23 protein-coding genes are annotated in these 19,418 nt (G+C 69.0%); 19 read left to right on the plus strand and 4 right to left on the minus strand.

Features of this window, described 5'->3' with window-relative positions; all coding sequences use genetic code 11:
* Positions 1 to 56 precede the first annotated feature (56 nt).
* Both MMF96_RS00205 and fdhA read left to right on the plus strand, forming a co-directional pair.
* Entirely contained in the window at positions 57 to 566 is a 510-nt protein-coding gene (locus MMF96_RS00205) for a DinB family protein (protein ID WP_176616274.1), read from the plus strand.
* Positions 567 to 783: 217 nt separating this feature from the next.
* Positions 784 to 1,998: a formaldehyde dehydrogenase, glutathione-independent gene (gene fdhA / locus MMF96_RS00210; protein ID WP_176616275.1), complete on the plus strand. Its 1,215-nt coding sequence runs from the start codon at positions 784 to 786 to the stop codon at positions 1,996 to 1,998.
* A 77-nt stretch (positions 1,999 to 2,075) separates the two neighbouring features.
* Here fdhA and MMF96_RS00215 read toward each other — a convergent pair whose 3' ends face one another.
* The 4 genes from MMF96_RS00215 to MMF96_RS00230 are packed head-to-tail and all read right to left on the minus strand — an operon-like array spanning position 2,076 to position 5,271.
* Positions 2,076 to 2,459, minus strand: a complete 384-nt coding sequence (locus MMF96_RS00215) for a flagellar assembly protein FliW (protein WP_256882167.1) — start codon at positions 2,457 to 2,459, stop codon at positions 2,076 to 2,078.
* A complete protein-coding gene (locus MMF96_RS00220; RefSeq protein WP_256882393.1) occupies positions 2,456 to 3,334 on the minus strand; it encodes a flagellin in 879 nt (292 codons plus the stop codon). Before MMF96_RS00220 ends, MMF96_RS00215 begins: the two co-directional genes overlap by 4 nt.
* Before the next feature lie 20 nt (positions 3,335 to 3,354).
* Positions 3,355 to 4,773: a flagellar hook-associated protein FlgK gene (flgK, locus tag MMF96_RS00225; protein ID WP_256882168.1), complete on the minus strand. Its 1,419-nt coding sequence runs from the start codon at positions 4,771 to 4,773 to the stop codon at positions 3,355 to 3,357.
* A 15-nt stretch (positions 4,774 to 4,788) separates the two neighbouring features.
* Positions 4,789 to 5,271, minus strand: coding sequence for a flagellar protein FlgN (locus MMF96_RS00230; RefSeq protein ID WP_256882169.1), 483 nt, complete (start codon positions 5,269 to 5,271; stop codon positions 4,789 to 4,791).
* Between the two features lie 275 nt (positions 5,272 to 5,546).
* Here MMF96_RS00230 and MMF96_RS00235 point away from each other — a divergent pair, with 275 nt between their 5' ends.
* From MMF96_RS00235 to MMF96_RS00315, 17 genes are all read left to right on the plus strand, one after another.
* Positions 5,547 to 6,380 (plus strand): sigma-70 family RNA polymerase sigma factor, encoded by an 834-nt coding sequence (locus MMF96_RS00235; RefSeq protein ID WP_256882170.1) that lies wholly within the window; start codon positions 5,547 to 5,549, stop codon positions 6,378 to 6,380.
* A 137-nt stretch (positions 6,381 to 6,517) separates the two neighbouring features.
* Positions 6,518 to 7,390, plus strand: coding sequence for a flagellin (locus MMF96_RS00240; protein ID WP_256882171.1), 873 nt, complete (start codon positions 6,518 to 6,520; stop codon positions 7,388 to 7,390).
* Between the two features lie 97 nt (positions 7,391 to 7,487).
* Positions 7,488 to 8,912 carry a flagellar filament capping protein FliD gene (gene fliD / locus MMF96_RS00245; protein ID WP_256882172.1) on the plus strand — a complete coding sequence of 475 codons (1,425 nt, stop codon included), beginning with the start codon at positions 7,488 to 7,490 and terminating at the stop codon, positions 8,910 to 8,912.
* 2 nt (positions 8,913 to 8,914) lie between these two features.
* Positions 8,915 to 9,325: a flagellar export chaperone FliS gene (fliS, locus tag MMF96_RS00250; RefSeq protein ID WP_256882173.1), complete on the plus strand. Its 411-nt coding sequence runs from the start codon at positions 8,915 to 8,917 to the stop codon at positions 9,323 to 9,325.
* Positions 9,322 to 9,690: a hypothetical protein gene (locus MMF96_RS00255; protein ID WP_256882174.1), complete on the plus strand. Its 369-nt coding sequence runs from the start codon at positions 9,322 to 9,324 to the stop codon at positions 9,688 to 9,690. Before fliS ends, MMF96_RS00255 begins: the two co-directional genes overlap by 4 nt.
* Before the next feature lie 132 nt (positions 9,691 to 9,822).
* Positions 9,823 to 10,164 carry a flagellar basal body rod protein FlgB gene (locus tag MMF96_RS00260; RefSeq protein ID WP_256882175.1) on the plus strand — a complete coding sequence of 114 codons (342 nt, stop codon included), beginning with the start codon at positions 9,823 to 9,825 and terminating at the stop codon, positions 10,162 to 10,164.
* Positions 10,164 to 10,550, plus strand: a complete 387-nt coding sequence (locus MMF96_RS00265) for a flagellar basal body rod protein FlgC (protein WP_256882176.1) — start codon at positions 10,164 to 10,166, stop codon at positions 10,548 to 10,550. Before MMF96_RS00260 ends, MMF96_RS00265 begins: the two co-directional genes overlap by 1 nt.
* A gap of 3 nt (positions 10,551 to 10,553) precedes the next feature.
* Entirely contained in the window at positions 10,554 to 10,862 is a 309-nt protein-coding gene (locus tag MMF96_RS00270) for a flagellar hook-basal body complex protein FliE (protein WP_256882177.1), read from the plus strand.
* The gene (gene fliF / locus MMF96_RS00275; protein WP_256882178.1) at positions 10,862 to 12,451 is read left to right on the plus strand and encodes a flagellar basal-body MS-ring/collar protein FliF; all 1,590 of its coding nucleotides are present in this window, start codon (positions 10,862 to 10,864) and stop codon (positions 12,449 to 12,451) included. Before MMF96_RS00270 ends, fliF begins: the two co-directional genes overlap by 1 nt.
* Positions 12,448 to 13,488, plus strand: a complete 1,041-nt coding sequence (fliG, locus tag MMF96_RS00280; protein ID WP_256882179.1) for a flagellar motor switch protein FliG — start codon at positions 12,448 to 12,450, stop codon at positions 13,486 to 13,488. Before fliF ends, fliG begins: the two co-directional genes overlap by 4 nt.
* Positions 13,478 to 14,137, plus strand: a complete 660-nt coding sequence (locus MMF96_RS00285) for a FliH/SctL family protein (RefSeq protein ID WP_256882180.1) — start codon at positions 13,478 to 13,480, stop codon at positions 14,135 to 14,137. Before fliG ends, MMF96_RS00285 begins: the two co-directional genes overlap by 11 nt.
* A gap of 5 nt (positions 14,138 to 14,142) precedes the next feature.
* Positions 14,143 to 15,483, plus strand: a complete 1,341-nt coding sequence (locus MMF96_RS00290; protein ID WP_306295626.1) for a FliI/YscN family ATPase — start codon at positions 14,143 to 14,145, stop codon at positions 15,481 to 15,483.
* Complete coding sequence (locus MMF96_RS00295; protein WP_256882182.1) at positions 15,480 to 15,899, plus strand: flagellar export protein FliJ; 420 nt, start codon at positions 15,480 to 15,482, stop codon at positions 15,897 to 15,899. The genes MMF96_RS00290 and MMF96_RS00295 overlap by 4 nt, the downstream gene beginning before the upstream one ends.
* A 440-nt stretch (positions 15,900 to 16,339) precedes the next feature.
* Positions 16,340 to 17,377, plus strand: coding sequence for a flagellar hook-length control protein FliK (locus MMF96_RS00300; protein ID WP_256882183.1), 1,038 nt, complete (start codon positions 16,340 to 16,342; stop codon positions 17,375 to 17,377).
* A 95-nt stretch (positions 17,378 to 17,472) separates the two neighbouring features.
* Positions 17,473 to 17,811, plus strand: coding sequence for a flagellar hook assembly protein FlgD (locus MMF96_RS00305; RefSeq protein WP_256882184.1), 339 nt, complete (start codon positions 17,473 to 17,475; stop codon positions 17,809 to 17,811).
* A 29-nt stretch (positions 17,812 to 17,840) separates the two neighbouring features.
* Positions 17,841 to 19,013: a flagellar hook protein FlgE gene (locus tag MMF96_RS00310; protein ID WP_256882185.1), complete on the plus strand. Its 1,173-nt coding sequence runs from the start codon at positions 17,841 to 17,843 to the stop codon at positions 19,011 to 19,013.
* A gap of 108 nt (positions 19,014 to 19,121) precedes the next feature.
* Positions 19,122 to 19,418 (plus strand): flagellar FlbD family protein, encoded by a 297-nt coding sequence (locus tag MMF96_RS00315; protein WP_256882186.1) that lies wholly within the window; start codon positions 19,122 to 19,124, stop codon positions 19,416 to 19,418.

Raw genomic sequence — 19,418 nt, forward strand, 5'->3', positions numbered from 1 at the left:
GCCTGCCGGGACCGGGCCCCTCGACAGGCCCGGCGTGCAGTGCAAGCATGGCAGCCATGAAGACAACTGACTTGTTGGTGGATGCGTTTGGCCGGATCGGCGACATTGTGGGCGGCGTCCTGGACGGGATGGACCTTGCCCGGATCAACTGGCGCCCCGGCGGCGCGGGCAACTCCGTCGCCTGGCTGGTGTGGCACCTCTCCCGCGGCCAGGACGAACAAATCGCCGACGTTGCCGGCATCGCCTCCGTCTGGCAGTCCGGGGGATACGCGGCGCGCTTTGGCTTCGCGCTGGATCCCAAGGACACCGGCTACGGCCACTCCGCGGCGCAGGTGGACAAGGTGCGGGTGGAGTCCACGGACCTGCTGCGCGAATACCACCAGGCCGTCCTGGCGCAGAGCCTGGACTACGTCCGCGGGCTCTCCGACGCCGACCTCGACCGGGTGGTGGACAAGCGCTGGAATCCCGCCGTCACGCTCGGCGTGCGCCTCATCAGCATCGTGGACGACTGCGTCCAGCACGGCGGCCAGGCGGCCTATGTGAAGGGCCTGCCGCCGGTGCTTTAAGCGCCCCCGCCCCGCCTCCGGAAAGCGGCCGGACTGCCCCTTACATATTCCTTCCCGCCGGGCTAGGCTGTCCTTAACCCCGGAATTTCCAGTGAAATTCGCGCACCCCGAGATCGGTGACGAAGCTGCCACGGATCGATGTGGCGCGCGCCGGGGCGTTCTTGTTATATCGGGCTGTCACACTCGGCTCCCCGAAGTGCGAGGAAGGAAGCAATCCATGTCAGGAAACAAGGCCGTTGCCTACAAGGGACCGGGGAAGGTCGAAGTCATTGACATCGACTACCCCACGTTTGAACTGAAGGACGGGCCGGGCGTGAACCCGGCGAACGTGGGGCGCAAGGTGCCCCACGGCGTGATCCTCAAGACCGTTGCCACCAACATCTGCGGCTCCGACCAGCACATGGTCCGCGGCCGCACCACCGCCCCGACCGACCTGGTCCTGGGCCACGAAATCACCGGCGAAGTGGTCGAGGTGGGGCCCGACGTCGAATTCATCAAGGTGGGCGACATCTGTTCGGTGCCGTTCAACATCTCCTGCGGACGCTGCCGCAACTGCAAGGAGCGCAAGACCGGCATCTGCCTCAACGTCAACCCGGACCGGCCCGGGAGCGCGTACGGCTACGTGGACATGGGCGGCTGGGTGGGCGGCCAGGCCGAATACGTCCTGGTGCCGTACGCGGACTGGAACCTGCTGAAGTTCCCGGACCGGGATGCGGCGCTGGAGAAGATCATGGACCTGACCATGCTCTCGGACATCTTCCCCACCGGCTACCACGGCGCGTTCACGGCCGGCGTCGGCGTCGGCTCCACGGTATACGTTGCCGGTGCCGGGCCCGTGGGCCTCGCCGCGGCGACGTCCGCGCACCTGCTCGGTGCCGCCGTCGTGATCGTCGGTGACATGAACGAGGGCCGCCTAGCCCAGGCGCGCTCCTTCGGCTGCGAGACGGTCGACCTGAGCAAGGGCGGGCCCGGGGAGCAGATCGAGCAGATCCTGGGCGTGCCCGAGGTGGACTGCGCCGTGGACGCCGTCGGCTTCGAGGCCAAGGGGCACGGTTCGGACGCCAAGCACGAGGCGCCCGCCACGGTGCTGAACGACCTCATGGACATCACCGCCGCCGGCGGGTCCCTGGGCATCCCGGGACTGTACGTCACGGGCGACCCGGGAGGCATCGACGAGGCCGCCAAGAAGGGCTCGTTGTCCCTGAGCCTGGGAACCGGCTGGGCAAAGTCGCTGGCGTTCACCACGGGCCAGTGCCCGGTCATGAAGTACAACCACGGGCTGATGATGGCGATCCTGCATGACAAGGTGCACATTGCCAAGAACGTCAACGCCAAGGCCATCCCGCTGGCCGACGCACCGCGCGGCTACGCCGAGTTCGACGCCGGCGCCGCCACGAAGTACGTCCTCAACCCGAATGGCTACCTGAACTAGGGGCCATTGGAAAAACTGGCAAGGGTCTCAGGGCCCGGCTTCCGGTGGACGGTCCCGGCCACCGGAAGCCGGGCCTGTCAGTTTCCGGCCAGCGGTGCCCGCAGGGGCCACTGCGGGCCCTCCAGGATCACCTGCAGGCAGGCCCCGGTTTCGGCATTGAGCAGGATGGGGGCGGCGAGGTTGACTGTGCTCTGTGCGCCCGGGTTCACCACCACCAGCACGGTGGGTGTGGCCGTGCCGACGCGTTCGACGTCGGCGGCGGCCGGCTGCGGCGCATAGTTGCGCAGGTGCGTGGCAGCGTCCAGGACAAACAGGCGTGCCGTGCCGTCCGCGGCCGAGAGGGAAAAGAGCCCTGCGGCGCCGTCGATGGGGGCCAGCGTGAAGTCCACCCGCGGCTCCAGGCCAGGAGGGGGTGTCATGAAGCTGAGGGAGGAGGGCAGCAGGGGCACCGGGAGGCTCATCGGAGGAAGTCCATGAGCGTGGGCTGGAGCACCTTGGACGTCACGCTCAACGCCGCTTGGTAGGCCAGTTCCTGGGTCTTGACATCCAGGATGGCCTTGGACAGGTCCAGGTCCTCGATGCCGGAGCGCTGGTTTTCCAGGTCCACGGCACCGTTGGCGTTGGCATCCTGCGCCCGCAGCAGCTGCGCATGCCGGGCCCCGAGTGCGGACCGCGCATCAACGACCGTATCAGCCGCCTTGTCCAGGTCTCCAAGGTGGGAGGCCACGTCGCCGCCGGAGCGTAGCGCGTCCGCGATGGCCTTGAGGAGCCCAAACACCGAATCCCCCTTGCCGTCAGAGTTGTCGCGGCCAAAGATGGCGGCCCCGTCAGCGTCCACCCGGATCGTGGCGGTGGCGCTGATCCGGCGTTCCACCGTGCTGCCGTCGCCGGTAAAGGACGGCGGCTCGCCGAGGTACGCCGCGCCCTGGCTGGAGTTGCCGGCAAAGATGCTCCGGCCCAGGTATTGCGTGTTCGCCTGCTGCATCAGGTCCTTGCCGATCGTGTCCAGTTCGGCGGCAATGGCCTCCTTGCCCTGCGGGGTGGTGGCACCGTTCGCCCCCTGCAATGCAAGGTCCTTCGCCCGCTGCAGCAGCACCGTGGAACTGGCCAGGGCCGTGTCCGCGGCAGTCAGCCAGTTGGAGCCGTCGGCAATGTTCCGCCCGTACTGGGCGGTGGCGGCCTGCTGCGCCCGGACGGCCATGGCATCGGCCGCGGCGGCCGGGTCGGCGGAGATGCGCGGAATCTTTTTCAGGTCCATGGCCGACTGCTGGAAGCCGGCCAGCCTGGCCTGGCTCGACTGCAGGTTCCGCTGCGCCGCAGCCGTCATGGATTGCATGCTCACGCGTGCCGTCATGGTCAGCGGCCCACCCTTCCGGTCTGGTTGATCAAGACATCCAGGGATTCATCAATGGCGGTCATGACCCGTGCCGCCGCCTGGTAGGCGTGCTGGTAGGCCAGCAGGTTGACATTTTCCTCGTCAATGTCCACGGAGGCATTTGACTGCTGCACGGCAACGGCATTGGCCAGTGCCGTGCCGGCCGCCACGTCCTGCTGTAGTCCGGTGCGCACCGCGATGCCGGTGGCCAGGACGGTTTGCGTCCACAAAGCGTCAGGGGAACCCTGGCTGGTGCCGATTTGGGAGATCTTGTCCGCGACGGACCCGTCCCTGCCGGCTGTGGCACTGGCCGAGGTGGCAAGGTCGGCGGCTCCGGATACTGCCACGTGCAGGCCCAGGGCGGCCCCCTTCCCGGCGTCGATGCTGAAGAAGGGCTGGCCGGGGTCCCCCTTGCCGGTGAACCCTTGGGCGTGCACGGCATTGACTTGGGTGGCCAGGGATTCGGCCAGGCCGTCATAGTCGGCGGCCGTCTCGGCAATCACCCCGCCGGTCTTCTCCGCGTTGGCCGGTGACAGCACGGACAGGGTCCCCGCGAGCCGGCCGCCGTCGAGGTCCACGGCCGTGCCGGGGCGGCGCTCCCATTCCAGCTGGACGGCTTTGCCTGCAGACATGGACTGCGGGCCGGCCACGGCGACGGTGTTGACCTGGCTGCCGGAGACCAGCACGTTGCCGCCGAGCAGGATTTCATTGCCGCCGTCGGGCAGATCCCGAACGGTGCCGCCAACCAGCTGGGAGAGCCGGGCAGTGAGGGTGTTGCGCTGGTCGAGAAGTTCGCTGCCGGGATGTCCTGACGTTGACGCCGTGCGGATCTGGCCGTTGAGTGCGGCCACCTGGGACGCGGTGGAATTGACTTCCGCCGCGAGTGAATCGGCGTCGCCGCGGGTGTGCGACCACTGGTCAGCCACACCCTGGTATCCGGAGGCGATGGTGTGTGCCAGGGCGGCGGCCCGCTGCAGCAGTGCGGCCGCCTGGGCTGCATCGCCGGGGTGGTTGGCAACGTCCTGCCAGGCGGCCCAAAATCCCTGCAGCTGGCCGGAAACGGCGTCTGTCCCGGGCTCCTGCATCCGCGACTCAATGTCCGTCAGGGCATCCGCGCGGACATTGGTGTACCCGGCATTGGAGAATGCCGTCCGGACGCGGGCGTCCAAAAACCCGTCGCCCAGCCGGGCAATGCCGGAGACGCCGACCCCCTGGCCGGGCTTGGCGCCGACGTCGAACAGCGAACCGCCGGCGGGTGCACCAATGGCGGACAGCTCGGCGCGCTGGCGGGTGTAGCCGGCAGTATTTACGTTGCTTAGGTTCTGCCCGACGACGTTGAGCCCGGTCCGGGCCGCGTTCAGGCCGGACAGGGCTGTGTTCAGGCCACTAAAAGTACTCACAAAATCCTCAGCATGTCAGACGCTCCGGTCCAGGAAGCGCGAACCCGGGTCCTGGTTGGTGTGTCCCAAATGGTCGTAGGTTCCTGCGTCCGGCACCAGGCCGGCAATGGTCTCCTGGGCTGACCGCAGGCCGGCGCGCAGGAATTGCAGGTTGGTGTCCCGCAGGCTGCGGACCTGGTCCACCTGGGTGGTCAGCGCCGCGAAATGGGCGGACAGGATGTCCCCCCACGGGCCGTCCGCCCCTGCCGTGGCGAGGTCTTGCAAGGTGGCATCTTCCGCCAGGCCCCACGCCTGGGCAACGGCGGAGGCCACCGCCGCCCGTTCCAGCGAGGCTGCGCGCAGGCGGTCCATGACGTGCCCGACTTCCCGGGTGGCATGGTCCAGCCAGCGGGTCTTGCCGGATTGGAGGATCAGCTGTTCTTCGTCGAGCTTGAAGACCAGCAGGTCCAACAGCTCGCGTTCACGCCACAGCAGGTTGGTCAATTCTTCAGGCCCCATGTGTAGGTCCTTTCCACGGGCCGAAGGGTGTCCCTCTTCCCTATCGGCGCACCCTGCATCTTCGGTAAGGGCTATTTCTACACGTTATCGCTGGGAATGCCCTGAGATTCCGGGGAAGTTGCCGAATTGAGACAAAAACTACCCACGGGTAGCCCTCCTGACTTCCCTGTAAATGATTTACTGTGGAGTGTCACTCGTGCTTACCGCCGGTGGCACACCCGGGGGGGGTGTCGGTTGCGACGTTCTGTCACAAAGTGCCGAGGGGGAAGTAAAGGTTGAATCGCGAGGAACGCGACCGCCTTGTGGTGCAAAATTTGCCGCTGGTGGGGTATTTGGTCTCTGAAATTTGCATGCGTGCCAGTCATTTGTCGCGGCCGGATCTCACCCAGGTTGGCGCCATTGCGCTCATCCAGTGTGCGGAGTCGTTCGACGCAAGCCTTGGTGTGCCCTTCGGCGCCTACGCCCGCCGGCGCATCAAGGGCGCTTTCGCGGATGAGCTGCGGCGGGAGGACTGGGCCACGCGCGGGGCGCGCACCCGCATGAGCGAGCTCGCGCTCATGCAGGAAACCCTGTCCGGCGCGCTGGGCCGGATCCCCTCCACGGACGAACTTGCTGCGGCACTGGGGGTGGACCGTGCCACGGTGGAGGCAGCCCGGCTGGACGCGGCGCGGTCGGTCACGCCGCTGACGGACGTCATTGCGGACATGGTGGCGGCCACCGCGCAGGGCCCCGAGGAAACAGTGGTGCAGGCCGAACACGAGGCCTTCCTGGCCGAGGCCGTGGCGGCACTGCCGGAGAAAATGCGCTACATCGTGGAGCAGGTGTACTTCCAGGACCGCAGCGTCAAGGAACTGGCCGAAGAGCTCGGATCGAGCCACTCGGCGGTTTCCCAGCAGCGCTCCGAGGCCATGCGCCTCTTGCGGGACGGGATTGAGCGGCACTACCTGGCCGCCGCGGATGCACAATCCGCGCCGCACTCACGCATCGCCACGTCCCGCCGGGAGGAATACCTGGCCGACGTCGGGGCGCGGACCTTGGGCGGGGCCACCCGCATCCCGGGGCGGAAGGCCAGGGACGGTGTGGGACAGCCGGTGGCGGCACTGGGCTGAGAGGCGCGCCCCGCCGTGCCGGGTGGATTGTGCCCATGGGCGGCTCCTAACGGGGCCGGGCGAGCTGCCGAGAGTGCTGTGCAGCTGCCCACGGACGGGCGGCCAGCCATTACCCACATCTCACGGAGGATCCACCCATGGGCATGCAAGTCAACACCAACATTGCGGCAAACAACGCCTACCGCAACCTCAGCAACACCCAGAACGACCTGTCCAAGTCCCTGGAGAAGCTCTCCAGCGGCCTGCGCATCAACCGCGCGGCAGACGACGCCGCCGGCCTCTCCATCTCCGAAGGCCTGAAGGCCCAGGTCAACGGCTCCACCGTGGCCGCACGCAACGCCCAGGACGGCATCTCGGTGGTGCAGACCGCGGAAGGCGCCCTGACCGAGGTCCACACCATCCTGCAGCGCATGCGTGACCTGGCTGTCCAGGGCGCCAACGACTCCAACAACGCCGATTCACGCACGGCCATCAAGAATGAGGCCGACCAGCTGGGATCGGAATTGTCGCGCATCTCCGAGTCAACCAACTTCAACGGCATCAACCTGTTCCAGGCCGGCGCCACGGCCGGGCCTGCGACGCTGACCTTCCAGGTGGGGGCGGATGGCAACGCCGCCTCCAGCATTGCGGTGCAGACAGTCAACCTGGGCACGGCACTGTCCGATGTGGTCACCCTGACCGGCGGCAGCGTGGTGGGCGCAGCGGCGGGCTTCACTGTCACCGACTCCGCCTCGGCGCAAACCACCATCACCAACATTGACAAGGCCATTGCCAATGTTTCCACCGGCCGCTCCGAACTGGGTGCCAACCAGAACCGCCTCGAGTCCGCCGGCCGCTCCCTCGCCGTCTCCAAGGAAAACCTGTCCGCCGCCGCCTCGCGCATCACGGACACGGACATGGCCGAGGAAATGGTCAAGTTCACCCGCGCCAACATCCTCTCCCAGGCCGGCACGGCCATGCTGGCCCAGGCGAACCAGAGCAACCAGGGCGTCCTGAAGCTCCTCGGCTAAACCGCACCACCCGCCGGGCACCAACCAGTCCGGCAGCCCTCCCGACGGCGGCCGTGAACACCACCTTCACGGCTGCCGTCGGCGCAGGAGCGGCATCATGGTGCCGCCGGCCACAAGCAGCACGAAAGGGACCACCTACATGGGCATGGGCATTGACGGACTGTCCTCCGGACTGGACACCACCTCCATCATCAACGCGCTGATGAACGCCGAGGCGATTCCGCAGACGCAGCTAAAGTCCAAGGTCTCCGGCGACACCTACCTGCTCAACGCGCTGCAGGCCCTGAACTCGAAATTCGCGGCCCTGACCACGCAGGCGGCCGAGCTGGCCAAACCCGACGGCCTGGCCAAATACCAAGTGGCATCCACCTCCCCGGCCATCACCGCCACGCTGGCCGCCGGCGCCAAGCCTGTCAGCCTCGACCTCACCGTCACCCAGCTGGCCCAGGCCCAGTCGATCGTGACAGCGCCCCTTCAGCAATGGCCCACCAGCCCCCCGGTCCTCACCTTCGTGAAGGCGGACGGCACCACGACGGAAGTCACGGCGGTTTCCGGCTCGCTCGATGACGTGGCGTATGCCGTCAACAAGTCCGCTGCAGGTGTGTCCGCCGTCAAGGTGGCCTCCGGCACGGCCGCGGACGGCACGGTGCAGTACCGGCTGCAGCTGACTGCCACGGACACCGGCGCCGCCAACGCATTCACCGCCTACGACGGCAGCGCCGCCGACGTCGCAGCGGGCACGGCGGCGTCCCTCACCTCGGCCCCGGGCGCGGCCGTGCTGCGCACCGGCCAGGACGCCCAGGTCACCATGTGGGCCGGCACCCCCGCGGAACAAACGTTGACCTCCGCCTCCAACACGTTCACCGCGATTGCGCCAGGCCTGGACGTCACGGTCCATCAGCTCTCCGCCAGCCCCGTCACGCTCAACGTGACCCGCGACGCCGGCCAGGTCACCGATGCAGCCAAGGACCTGGTTTCCAACGTCAACATCATCCTGGGCTCCATCCTTACCCAGTCGGCCGTCTCCGGGGGCGGTGCCGCCGGCGCAGTCACGTCAGGGCTGTTCACCTCCAACAGCACCACTGCCGCGGCCAAGGACGGATTGTTTACCGCCGTGGTGGCCCCCGTCAACGGCCGGTCGCCCGCCACCATCGGCATCAATTCCACCAAAAATGGCGACTTCACCTTTGACGCGGACGCCTTTGCCGCTGCGTATGCCAAAGACCCGGCCGCGGTCGAAGGCACACTGCAGGTCATTGCGCAAAGGGTGGCCGACGCTGCCAAGGCGGTCTCCGACCCTTACGACGGCACCCTGTCCCAGAGCGTCAAGGGCCAGCAGACGGTCATTGACGACCTCAACGGCCAAATCCTTAAATGGGATGACCGGCTGGCGCAGCGCCGGGGCTCACTCCAAGCCATCTACGCCAACCTGGAAGTGCAGCTGAACAAAATGCAGTCGCAGCAAAACTGGCTGTCCTCTCAAATCAGCTCCCTCGACCCCTCCAGCAGCCCCAAGAAGTGACCATGGCAGCGAGCAAGCGATCCCTGAACGCCTTCCAGCGCGAGGCCGTCCTCTCGGCCTCCCCGGCCCGCCTGCTGGTGATGCTGTATGACCGGCTCATGCTGGACCTGGCCCGCGCAGAGGAGGCACAGCACGCCGAATCGTGGGAGAGCGCCGGCACCAACCTGCTGCACGCCCAGGAAATCATTGGCGAGCTGGCCGGCTCCCTGGACCTGGACGCCTGGGACGGCGCCGCAAACCTGTTCGGCATCTACAACTACGCCGGCACGGCGATGATGAATGCCAACCTGTACCGCAACATCGCACTGACCCGCGAATGCATCTCCCTCCTGGAACCGCTGCGCCAAAGCTGGCACGAGGCGGCGGCGGTGCCCGCGGGCCCCGCCGCCGGGGCTGCCGGGGGAACAGCATGATCTGGCCCAAGGCCTTGCCGGTTGCGGAGACCACGCCCACGGCGCCCGCCGCGGACGGGGAATCGCTGCGCCGGTGGGGGCAGTCCCTGGACGCACTGCAGCAGGAGGCGGAAGCCGCCCTGGCGCCGGCCGCAAACACCGGGGGAGACGGTCCAGCTGCCCACGGCACTGGTCCCTGGGCCGCGCCCACGGACCTGGGTCCGCTGCCCGCGGCACTGCTCGACCAGGCCCGGCACCTGGCCGGCCTCCAGGAGCGGGCCCTGGGCGTGCTCACGGAGGCCAGGGCCGGCGTCGAACATGAACTGGCGGCACTCAACAGGCCGCGGACGCAGGTGCGGCCGGTCTACCTGGACACCACGGGCTAAGAACCCGGCGCCGGCCGGAACGACGCCACGGCCACTCCTAACGCGCCATTCCACGCTGCCGATAGGTACGGGAGAGCATGGAACGCTCGCCCCAGGCCATGGACCGGCCCCATTTTCGTCAGGAAGAGCGCAGTGCTGGAATCCGTGGTCACCGCGGCGCTTACGAGCGCCCTCAATTCACTCTCCGAACGCCAAAAGGCGATCGCCAACAACATTGCCAACGTCAACACGCCCGGCTACACGGCCAAGCGGGTCCTGTTTGAAGACGCACTGGCTGCCTCCGTGAAGGCAGGGGACGGCCATGTCGCGGCGACCACGGCACGCTCACTGGAACCAACCCAAAGCAACGGCAACAACGTCAACCTTGACACTGAGACGCTCTCCAACATTGAAACCACGCTCCGCTACCAGTTCGCGGCGCAGGCCATCAACGGTGACTTCACGTCCCTGCGCACAGCATTGAAGACGCAGTAATGGCGGACGCAATCGGCATCGCCGCAACGGCCCTGACGGTGCACCGCAAGTGGCTCGACGCCATCGCGGACAACCTGGCCAACGCCAACACCGTGACCGCCACCAGCGGCGACGCCTTCCGGGCCCGCTACGTGCTGGCCGAGGCCGGACTGGGAAACTCCGGCGTGTACGTTGCCGGCGCCGCCTATGGCGACGCAGCCGGCCGGGTGGTCCACGAACCCGGCCACCCGCTGGCCGACGCCGAAGGCAACGTCCGCTACCCGGACATCGACGTGGCTTCCCAGATGAGCCAGCTCATCATGGCCCAGCGCGGCTACCAAGCCAATGCCGGCGTGGTGGACCGCGCCAAGACCATGTACGAAGCCGGCCTGCAGATTGGAAAGTAAACCATGAGCCCCACACCCATCACCGGCGTGCAGGCGACAGCGGCCACCGGCTACCTGCCGGACGCAGGCACGGTGCGCGCCTCCACGGACGGCTCCGGTTTTGGCGCAGCCCTGGCCGGTGCGGTCAACAACGCCCAGGCCCTCTCCAGCGAGTCAAAAACCCTCGCCGTCCAGGCGGTCACGGGCAACCTCGACGACATCCACAACGCCACCATCGCCGCGGCCCGTGCCCAGGTGACGCTGGAGCTGGTCGCAGCGGTGCGCAACAAGGGTGTCGACGCGTTTAACGAGATCATGCGGATGCAGGCCTGATGCCACCGGTCCTCTCACAGTTCATGGCCCGTGCCTCCGGCACGCTGAAGGGCTTCAGCACCGCCCAGCGCACGCTGGCAGTCATCGGCGTTGCCGTCCTGCTCCTGGGCTCCGTGGCGCTGGGCAGCTGGCTGACCCGGCCCACGTACGCACCCCTGTTCTCCGGCGTGGCCGCCGCGGACGCCAGCGCCATCGTGGCCCAGCTGAAGACGGACAACGTCCCCTACCAGCTGGCCAACGGCGGATCCACCATCCTCGTCCCGGATGCCAACGTTTACGACGAACGGCTCAAGGCGGCCTCGGCCGGCCTGCCCGCCGCCACCACGGCCGGCTACTCGCTGCTGGACACAATGGGCGTGACGTCCTCGGAATTCCAGCAAAATGTCACGTACAAGCGCGCCATGGAGGGCGAGCTGGCCAAGACGGTCATGGCCATGAACGGCGTGCAAAACGCGTCCGTCAAGCTGGCCATCCCGGAAAGCACCGTCTTCACCTCCACCAAGGCCGACCCCACCGCGTCCGTGTTCGTGGAGTCTTCCGGCTCCTCCCAGCTGTCCCCGGACCAGGTTGACGCCGTGGTGCACCTGGTCTCCTCATCCGTGGAAGGCCTCACCCCGGCCAACGTCTCCGTCATCGATGCCAAGGGCAACGTGCTCTCCGCGCCGGGAACCGCCCTGGGGGGCGCCAACAAGCAGGCCACCGAGTATGAGAAGCGCACCACGTCGGCCGTGCAGGCCATGCTGGACCGCGTGCTCGGGCCGGGCAACTCCACCGTGGCGCTCACGGCCGCCGTGGACAAGTCATCCTCCGAGGTGGTGAAGGAATCGTTTGCCTCGCCCAGCGGCGCGCCGGCACTGAACGAGTCCTCCACGACCAACAAGTCCACCGGGGGCACCGGCACCGGGGCGGGAGTGCTGGGCCCGGACAACATCGCCGTCCCCAACGGCACGAACACCGGGGGCGCCGCCGAATCAACCGCCACCACGAAGAACAATGCCGTCGACAAGACCACGGCAAACACGTCCATCCCGGCAGGGGCGCTGCAAAAGCAGTCACTGGCCGTGGCCGTGGACACCCAGGCGGCCAAGCGCGTGGATGCCGCCACACTGACGGACATGGTGGTGGCAGCCGCGGGGATCGACCGTGCCCGCGGGGACGTGGTCAGCCTGAAGATCGTCCCCTTCTCCACCGCCCAGGCCGATGCAGCCAAGGCCGCACTCGACGCGGCCAAGGCCGAGGCCGACTCCGCGGCGGCGGCGAAGACCTGGCGGACCATCCTGCTCGGTGCCGGGGCCGTCCTGGCCGCCCTGCTCGCCCTGGTGCTGTATGCGAGGAAGAACCGCCGCCAGGTCCGCGAACTCGTGGACCTGGGCGAACAGCGGGAAGCGCCGGCGGCCCTGGACCCGGCCGACCCAGGCACGCTGGAAACGACGGCGTTGCCGTCCATCCCGGAGCCGGTGGCCCTGCCCGCCGTCGAAAACAACGACGCCGACTCCAAGCGCGCCTCGATCAACGCCCTGGCGACGGCCGATCCCGAGAAGGCCGCAGCACTCCTGCGCACCCTCATGGATGAGCGGACGCCGGTGTGAGCGGCGCCTCGGGCAACGCCATGAAGGGCGTTCCGGCGCTGAACGGGACGCAAAAGGCCGCAGCCGTCCTGATGCAGCTGGGCAAGGACGCCGCCGCGGCCGTCATGGGGCGCCTCAACGACGAGGAGGCCGAAGCGATTGCCGCCGAAATTGTGCGCATGCGGCGGGTGCAGCCGCAAGTGGCCGACGCCGTGATCGAGGAAATCCACGAGCTCGCCGTCCGCGGGCGCATGGCCGCGACGGGCGGCAAGGAGTTCGCCGCCGGCCTGCTCGAGGCTTCCTTTGGCTCCGAGCGGGCGGCAGGGCTCATGGAACGGCTGGCGTCGGACGTGGACGGGAAACGTTTTGAATTTCTTGACGGCGCCGGACCTGCCCAGGTGATGTCGCTGCTGGAGGGCGAACTGCCCCAGACCATCGCCATGGTCCTGGCACACCTGACTCCGGAGACCGCCTCCGCGGTGCTCGCCGTCATGCTGCCGGCCATGCGGACCGATGTGGCCCAGGCCATCGCGACCATGGGTCCGGCCGTCCCCGAAGCCATGGACATTGTGGCCGGTTCGCTCAAACGCAAGGCCGTGGCCATGGTGGCCCCGCGCGGCAGGCGTGCGGCCATTGGCGGCGTCCAGCCGCTCGTGGACATCATCAACCGTTCGGACACAGCCACGGAGAAGACACTCATGGAGGACCTGGCGGCAAGGAGCCCGGCTCTGGCGGCCGAGCTGCGCGAAAAGATGCTGGGCCTGGCCGACCTGGCCAGGTTTGAAAACCACGACGTCCAAAAGGTGCTGCGCGGCATTGAACCCACCACCTTGGCCATGGCCATGCGCGGGATGGCTGCCGAGGTGGAGGAAGCGATCCGCGCCAACATCTCCGAACGCAACCGGGAGCTGCTGGAATCGGAGATCGAGGCGCTCGGCCCCGTGCGCACCGCCGAGGTGGAAGGTGCCCAGGCCGGCATCGTGCGCTCCCTCCGCGGGCTGTACGCTGCCGGGGAGATCACCATCCGCGAGGAAGATGAGGTCTCCCTTGCCCGGTAAGGCCGCCGGCGGCCGGGCGGACAGTGCCGTGCCCGTGGTCTACCCGGTGCTAACCGGCGCTGCGGGGCCCGCCCAACACCGGGAGCACGTCCGCGGATTTACGGAGGGCCACGCGGCCGGGTACACGGCCGGACTCCGGCACGCGGCCGAGGAAACCGCGCGGCTGCGCGCGCGCCTCACGGCGGACCATGCCGCCCTGGCTGAGGGCCTGCGCACTGAATCGGCGTCGCAGCTGGCCGCCATGCGGGCCGCAGCGGAAGCATTCTCGAGGGCGCCGCTGCCATTGCTGGCCGACGCCGAGCAAACCCTCCTCGAGTGCGCCCTGGCACTGGCCGCGGCCGTTCTTGGCCGGGAAGTGGCCGACGCCGGAGCCGCCTCCCGTGCCGCCCTGGCCCGGGCGCTGGCCGGGCCTGACGCGGCGGCACCGGCCAACATCCGGATGAATCCGCAGGATGTGGCGGTCCTTCAGGCCGCCTACAGCAGGGCGTCGGCGCCGGGGGCAGCCACACCTGCCCTGCCGGGCCTCGTGGCGGATCCGTCGCTGTCCCGCGGCGACGCCGTGGCCGAGTTTCCGGACGGCTTCCTGGACGCCCGCATCACGACGGCCCTGGAACGCGCCCGCCAGGAATTGTTGGGGGGCGGCGGGTGACCACTCTGCCAGCCACCCTCACCGAACCCGGCGCCGGCCGGTTCGCCGCCGCGCTGCGCGCCGCCGCACCCCAACGGGTGGGCACAGTGACCGCCGTCGTCGGCCTGACGGCACAGGTCAGCGGGCTGCGCTGCGCCGTCGGCGACCTGGTGCGCATTTCCGGACGGGCCGGGGAACCGTCGATGGACGCGGAGGTGGTGGCCGTGGGCCGTGACGGCCTGTCCATCATGCCGCTGGGACCCATGGCCGGCCTGGCCCGGGGCGCCTTGGTGCGCGCCCGGCCCGAGCCGCTGCTGGTGCCCACCGGCCGCGGCCTGCTGGGGCGGGTCCTGGACGGGCTGGGGCGGCCCATTGACGGCAAGGGCCCGCTGGATTCCGGCACCGGCGTCCCCTTGGACAACAACGCCCCCAACTCCATGGAACGGGCCCGGATCCAGGAGCCGCTGGGCACCGGAGTAAAGGTCATGGACACGCTGGCCACGATCGGCCGCGGGCAGCGCATGGGACTGTTTGCCGGTTCCGGCGTCGGCAAGTCCTCACTGCTGTCCATGATCGCCCGCGGCACCGAGGCCGAAGTGTCCGTGATTGCGCTGGTGGGGGAGCGCGGCCGGGAAGTGCGCGAATTCCTCGAGGACGACCTCGGCCCCGAGGGCCTGGCCCGGTCCATCGTGGTGGTGGCGACGGGCGATGAACCGGCCCTGGTGAGGATGCGCGCCGCCTTCACCGCCACCCGGATTGCCGAGTCCTTCCGCGACTCGGGCGCCGACGTCATGCTGATGATGGACTCGCTGACCCGCGTGGCCATGGCCCAGCGGGAGATTGGCCTGTCCGTCGGTGAGCCGCCCGCCACCCGCGGCTACCCGCCGTCGACCTTTTCCATGCTGGCCAGGCTGCTGGAGCGCGCCGGCACCGGCAAGGCCGGTTCGGTGACGGGCATATACACGGTCCTGGTGGACGGCGACGACCACAACGAGCCCATTGCCGACGCCGTGCGTTCCATCCTGGACGGGCACATTGTGCTGGAGCGCAGGCTTGCGGTGGCCGGGCATTTTCCCTCCGTGGACGCGCTCGCATCGATCTCCCGGGTGGCTTCCAAGGTGTGCACCCCTGAACAAAAGTACGACGCCGGCGTCCTGCGCCGCGTCCTGGCCGCACGCCGGGGCGCCCAGGACCTGATTGACGTCGGGGCCTACCACCCCGGCTCCAACCCGCTGGTGGATGCTGCCTTGCTGCGTGAGACGGCCATCAACGGCTTTCTTCGGCAGGACCTTGGCCGGCAGGTCCCGGCCGGCGATGCCTGGGCGGAACTGCGTGGCCTCGTTGAGATGTTTGGAGGACTTCCATGACCAAGACGTTCCGGCTCGCCGCCCTGCTGCGTTTCCGCAAGTTGCAGGAGGACCAGGCCGCCGCCGGCCTGGCCCGCGCCAACGCCAACCGCCGCACGCATGCCTCGCGGACGGCCGCCGCCTGGGGTGAATTGGCGCAGACGACGGCGGAGGCCGGCTCCGCCACGGCACTCACCGCTGCAGCGGCATCCCGCGCGGCCTCGCGCAGCATTCTGCTGGAGCTCCAGGGCCTCGGCACGGCCATGGCGGCCGAGGCGGAAACCGCCGAGGCTGAGCTCGTCGCGGCCAAGACCGCCGCCAGCACCCTGGAAAAGCTGGCCGAACGCCACCGGCAGGCTGGCAGCCGGGCAGATTTGGCAGCCGAACAGCACTTCCTGGACGAGCTGGCCACCGCCCGCCGGACGGGGCCGCAGTGACCGCGGCCGTAGCCGGCGTGCGCATCGACCTGGCTCCTTCGGCTGACCTGGCGGCTGGGGGAAGGGCGAACCGCGGCGCGGGCAACCGGGGTGGCGGCCAGGCCTTCCTGGCAAGCCTGAAAGACGCCACAGGCGCCACAGGCGCCAAAGACGCCACAGGCACCGCCGGCACTGCTGCACTGCGGCGGCGGCCGGCACCCCGGTCCGTGGCTGTCGGTACTGGGGCTGCCGGTACTGGGGCTGCCGGTCCGGACCCAGCGGGTTTGGGCACGCCCGGTCCCGGGGCTGCAGGGTTGGGCGCCATGCCGCCGCCCACCCTGGCTGCCGCAGTGGCTTGCTCGGTGGCAGCGGCCGCTGGAGCAGGTGCTGGAGCAGGTGCTGGCGCTGGTGGCGGTACCGCCGCCGGAACTGTCGGGCCGTCTTCCGCAGTGGATGCCTCCGTGGCCACGTGTTTGCCTGGCTCGGACACCCTGCCGGGAGGCGCGGCCGCAGGCCTGCCGGCCCAGGCACCGCCCGGCCCGGAAACTGCCCGGCCCGGAATTTCTGGTACCGGAACCGCGGGCACCGGCGGGGCGGCTGCAGCGGGTGCTGCCGCGGCCACGGCGACCGGTGCGGGACCTGCCGCCGCGGCCGCGGGCCGCCGTGAAGGTGCGGCGCCGGAACGGCAGGCAGGTGTGGCTGCCGCGGCAACCGGGGCCTCCACAGCCGGCGGCCTTGCCGCGGGCGGCCGGGTGCCCGGCAGCCCGGCGGGCGGCCTGCCCTCGAATGCCGTTTCCGTTGCGCGCCCCATGCCCGCCTTGCCAGCGGCAATCCCTTCCGGAGTCCCTTCTGCGGCACCTGACGTGATTGTCCCGGCCACGGGACCGGGACACAAGGACGGCGACGCTGCAGTTCCTCCCGCAGTGCGGAAAACGGCGCAGGATACGGCGCAGGCGGGCAGCCAGGGCGTGGCCCCGCCGGCTCCCCCACGGCCCGCGGCCGCGGCCGGGGCGGTGGCGGCGCCCGCCGCGGCGCTGCAGGCGCCTGCGGTGCACCCGCCGCTGGCCGGGCAGCTCGCACGGCCGTTGTTCCAGCTGGCCACGGGGCAGGCCGGCACCAACGTCATGACGGTGCAGGTGGCGCCCGATTCCCTGGGCCCGGTCACGGTGCTGGCCCACCTGGGCGTTGACGGCGTCCGGATTGAGCTGCTTGCCGCCACCGACGCCGGACGGGACGGGCTGCGGCAGATCCTCCCGGACCTTCGGCGCGACCTGGCCGGCCAGGGGGTGACGGCCTCGCTCCAGCTTTCCAGTTCACTGGGCAGCTCGACGGGCCAGCATGCCTTCAGCGGGCACGGTGCCGCACCGCCGGGCACCACGGCGGGCAGGCCGGGGACGGCAGGGGAGCCCGCCGCCCCCGCGGCAGAAGGCAGGGGCAGGGCGGCCGCCCGGCCGGACATCACGGCGTCGTACGCCGGAAACCTGGACATCACGGTTTAGAACAGGAGCACACCATCAGCATCGAACCCCTTGCCCCGGCCGCTGCGGCCGAGGCCGTCTTCAGCACCACCCCGGTGCGCGCGCCGAAGCAGGAAATGGACCAGGAAGTGTTCATGAACCTGCTCGTGACCCAGCTGCGCAACCAGGACCCGTCCTCGCCCATGGACACCAACCAGATGATCTCCCAAACCACCCAGCTGGCCACCATGGAAAAGCTGACCAGCCTGGACAAGACGGCCACGGAGAATTTTTCGCTGCAGATGCGCACCGCTGCGGCCGCACTGCTCGGGACCCGCGTTTCCTGGGCGGACAAGGACGGCACGCCCCACACCGGCGTCGCCAGCTCCGTTTCCTTCGCGCAGGGCGTCCCACAGGTCAACGTGGGTGGATTCAGCATCCCGCTGGACACCCTCTCCGGCATCACCGCACCCTAATCCATTACCCGCCTAGAAAGGCTTCACCCATGCTTCGCTCACTGTATTCGGGCATTTCCGGCCTCCGCGCACACCAGACCATGCTCGACGTCACCGGCAACAACATCGCCAACGTCAACACGGCCGGGTTCAAGGGTTCCAGCGTGCAATTCCAGGACACGCTGTCCCAGCTGACCCGCTCCGGCTCCGCGGCGCAGGAGGCCACCGGCGGCAGCAACGCCGCGCAGGTGGGCCTGGGCGTCCAGGTTGCCGCCGTGTCAACAAACTTCGCCCAGGGCTCTTCGCAGGCCACGGGCCGGTCCACGGACATGATGATCTCCGGCGACGGCTTCTTCATCACCAGCAAGCGCGGCCAGCAGTCCTATGCCCGGGCCGGCGCCTTCGACCTTGACTCGCGCGGCCGTCTCGTGTCCCCGGACGGGGCCCTGCTGCAGGGCTGGGCAGCCACCAACGGCCAGGTCAACTCCGGCGGCGCCCTCGGAGCGATCCGGATCTCCAAGGACATGGTGGCGCCCGCCGCCGCCACCACCAAGGCCGTGCTGGGCGGAAACCTGCCCAGTGATGCTGCGGCGGGCGCCACGGTGGTACGGGACGTCCGGGCCTTCGACACCACCGGCGCGGCGCGCAACCTGGCCCTGAGCTTCACCAAGACCGCGGCCGGCTGGGACGTGGCCGCGGCGGACGACAACGGTGCGACGGGTGCCGGCAACCTCACCTTTGCCAACGGCAGGCTCACCGGCGGCGGCGCGCTCACCGTTGGCGGCATCGCCGTGGACATGTCTGCGCTGACGGGGAACGCCGGGTCCACCACGGCCGCCGTGACGAGCCACGACGGCAACGCGGCCGGCACCCTGGAATCGTTTGCCATGGGCACCGACGGCACCCTGACGGGGACCTTCACGAATGGGGAAAACATGGTCATAGGCCAGGTTGCCCTGGCGAACTTCACCAATCCCGAAGGCCTGGAAAAAACCGGCTCCTCCGGCTACCGGGCCACCGCGGCCTCCGGGACAGCCACCATCGGTGTGGCCGGACAGGGCGGCTTCGGCGAGCTCACCAGCGGCTACGTGGAAATGTCCAATGTGGACCTGTCCCAGGAGTTCACCAACCTGATCGTGGCCCAGCGCGGCTTCCAGGCCAACGCACGCATCATCACCACTTCCGACGAGGTGTTGCAGGAACTCACGCAGCTCAAGCGTTGACCCCCGTCCTGCCACGCCCCGCCCTGCCCCTAACGGCCGGGGCGGGGCGGCCGACAGTGGGGGCTGTACATGGTTGATGCCATGGCGTTACGGGAAAAGGATGCGCCGATGATAGTAGTGACCCGGCTGGACGGGTGCCACTTTGCGGTGAACCCGGACCTCGTCGAGCGCATCTTCGAAGCCCCGGACACCACGCTTGTCATGGCCGACGGCGCACGGTTCATCGTCACCGAAAGCATGGAAGAGGTCATTGAAAAGATTGTCCGTTTCCGCGCACACGTCATTTCGACCGCCTACAACGACCCGGGCGACGAAGATTCCCCCGCCGGCGGGCGAACCTCGTCCAGGCTGAGCGTCATTCATCCCGCAGGCCCGGCCGGCGGAACCACCACTGGCAGGCAGTAG

The sequence above is a fragment of the Arthrobacter sp. STN4 genome, assembly GCF_024539665.1.
Lineage (GTDB): Bacteria > Actinomycetota > Actinomycetes > Actinomycetales > Micrococcaceae > Specibacter.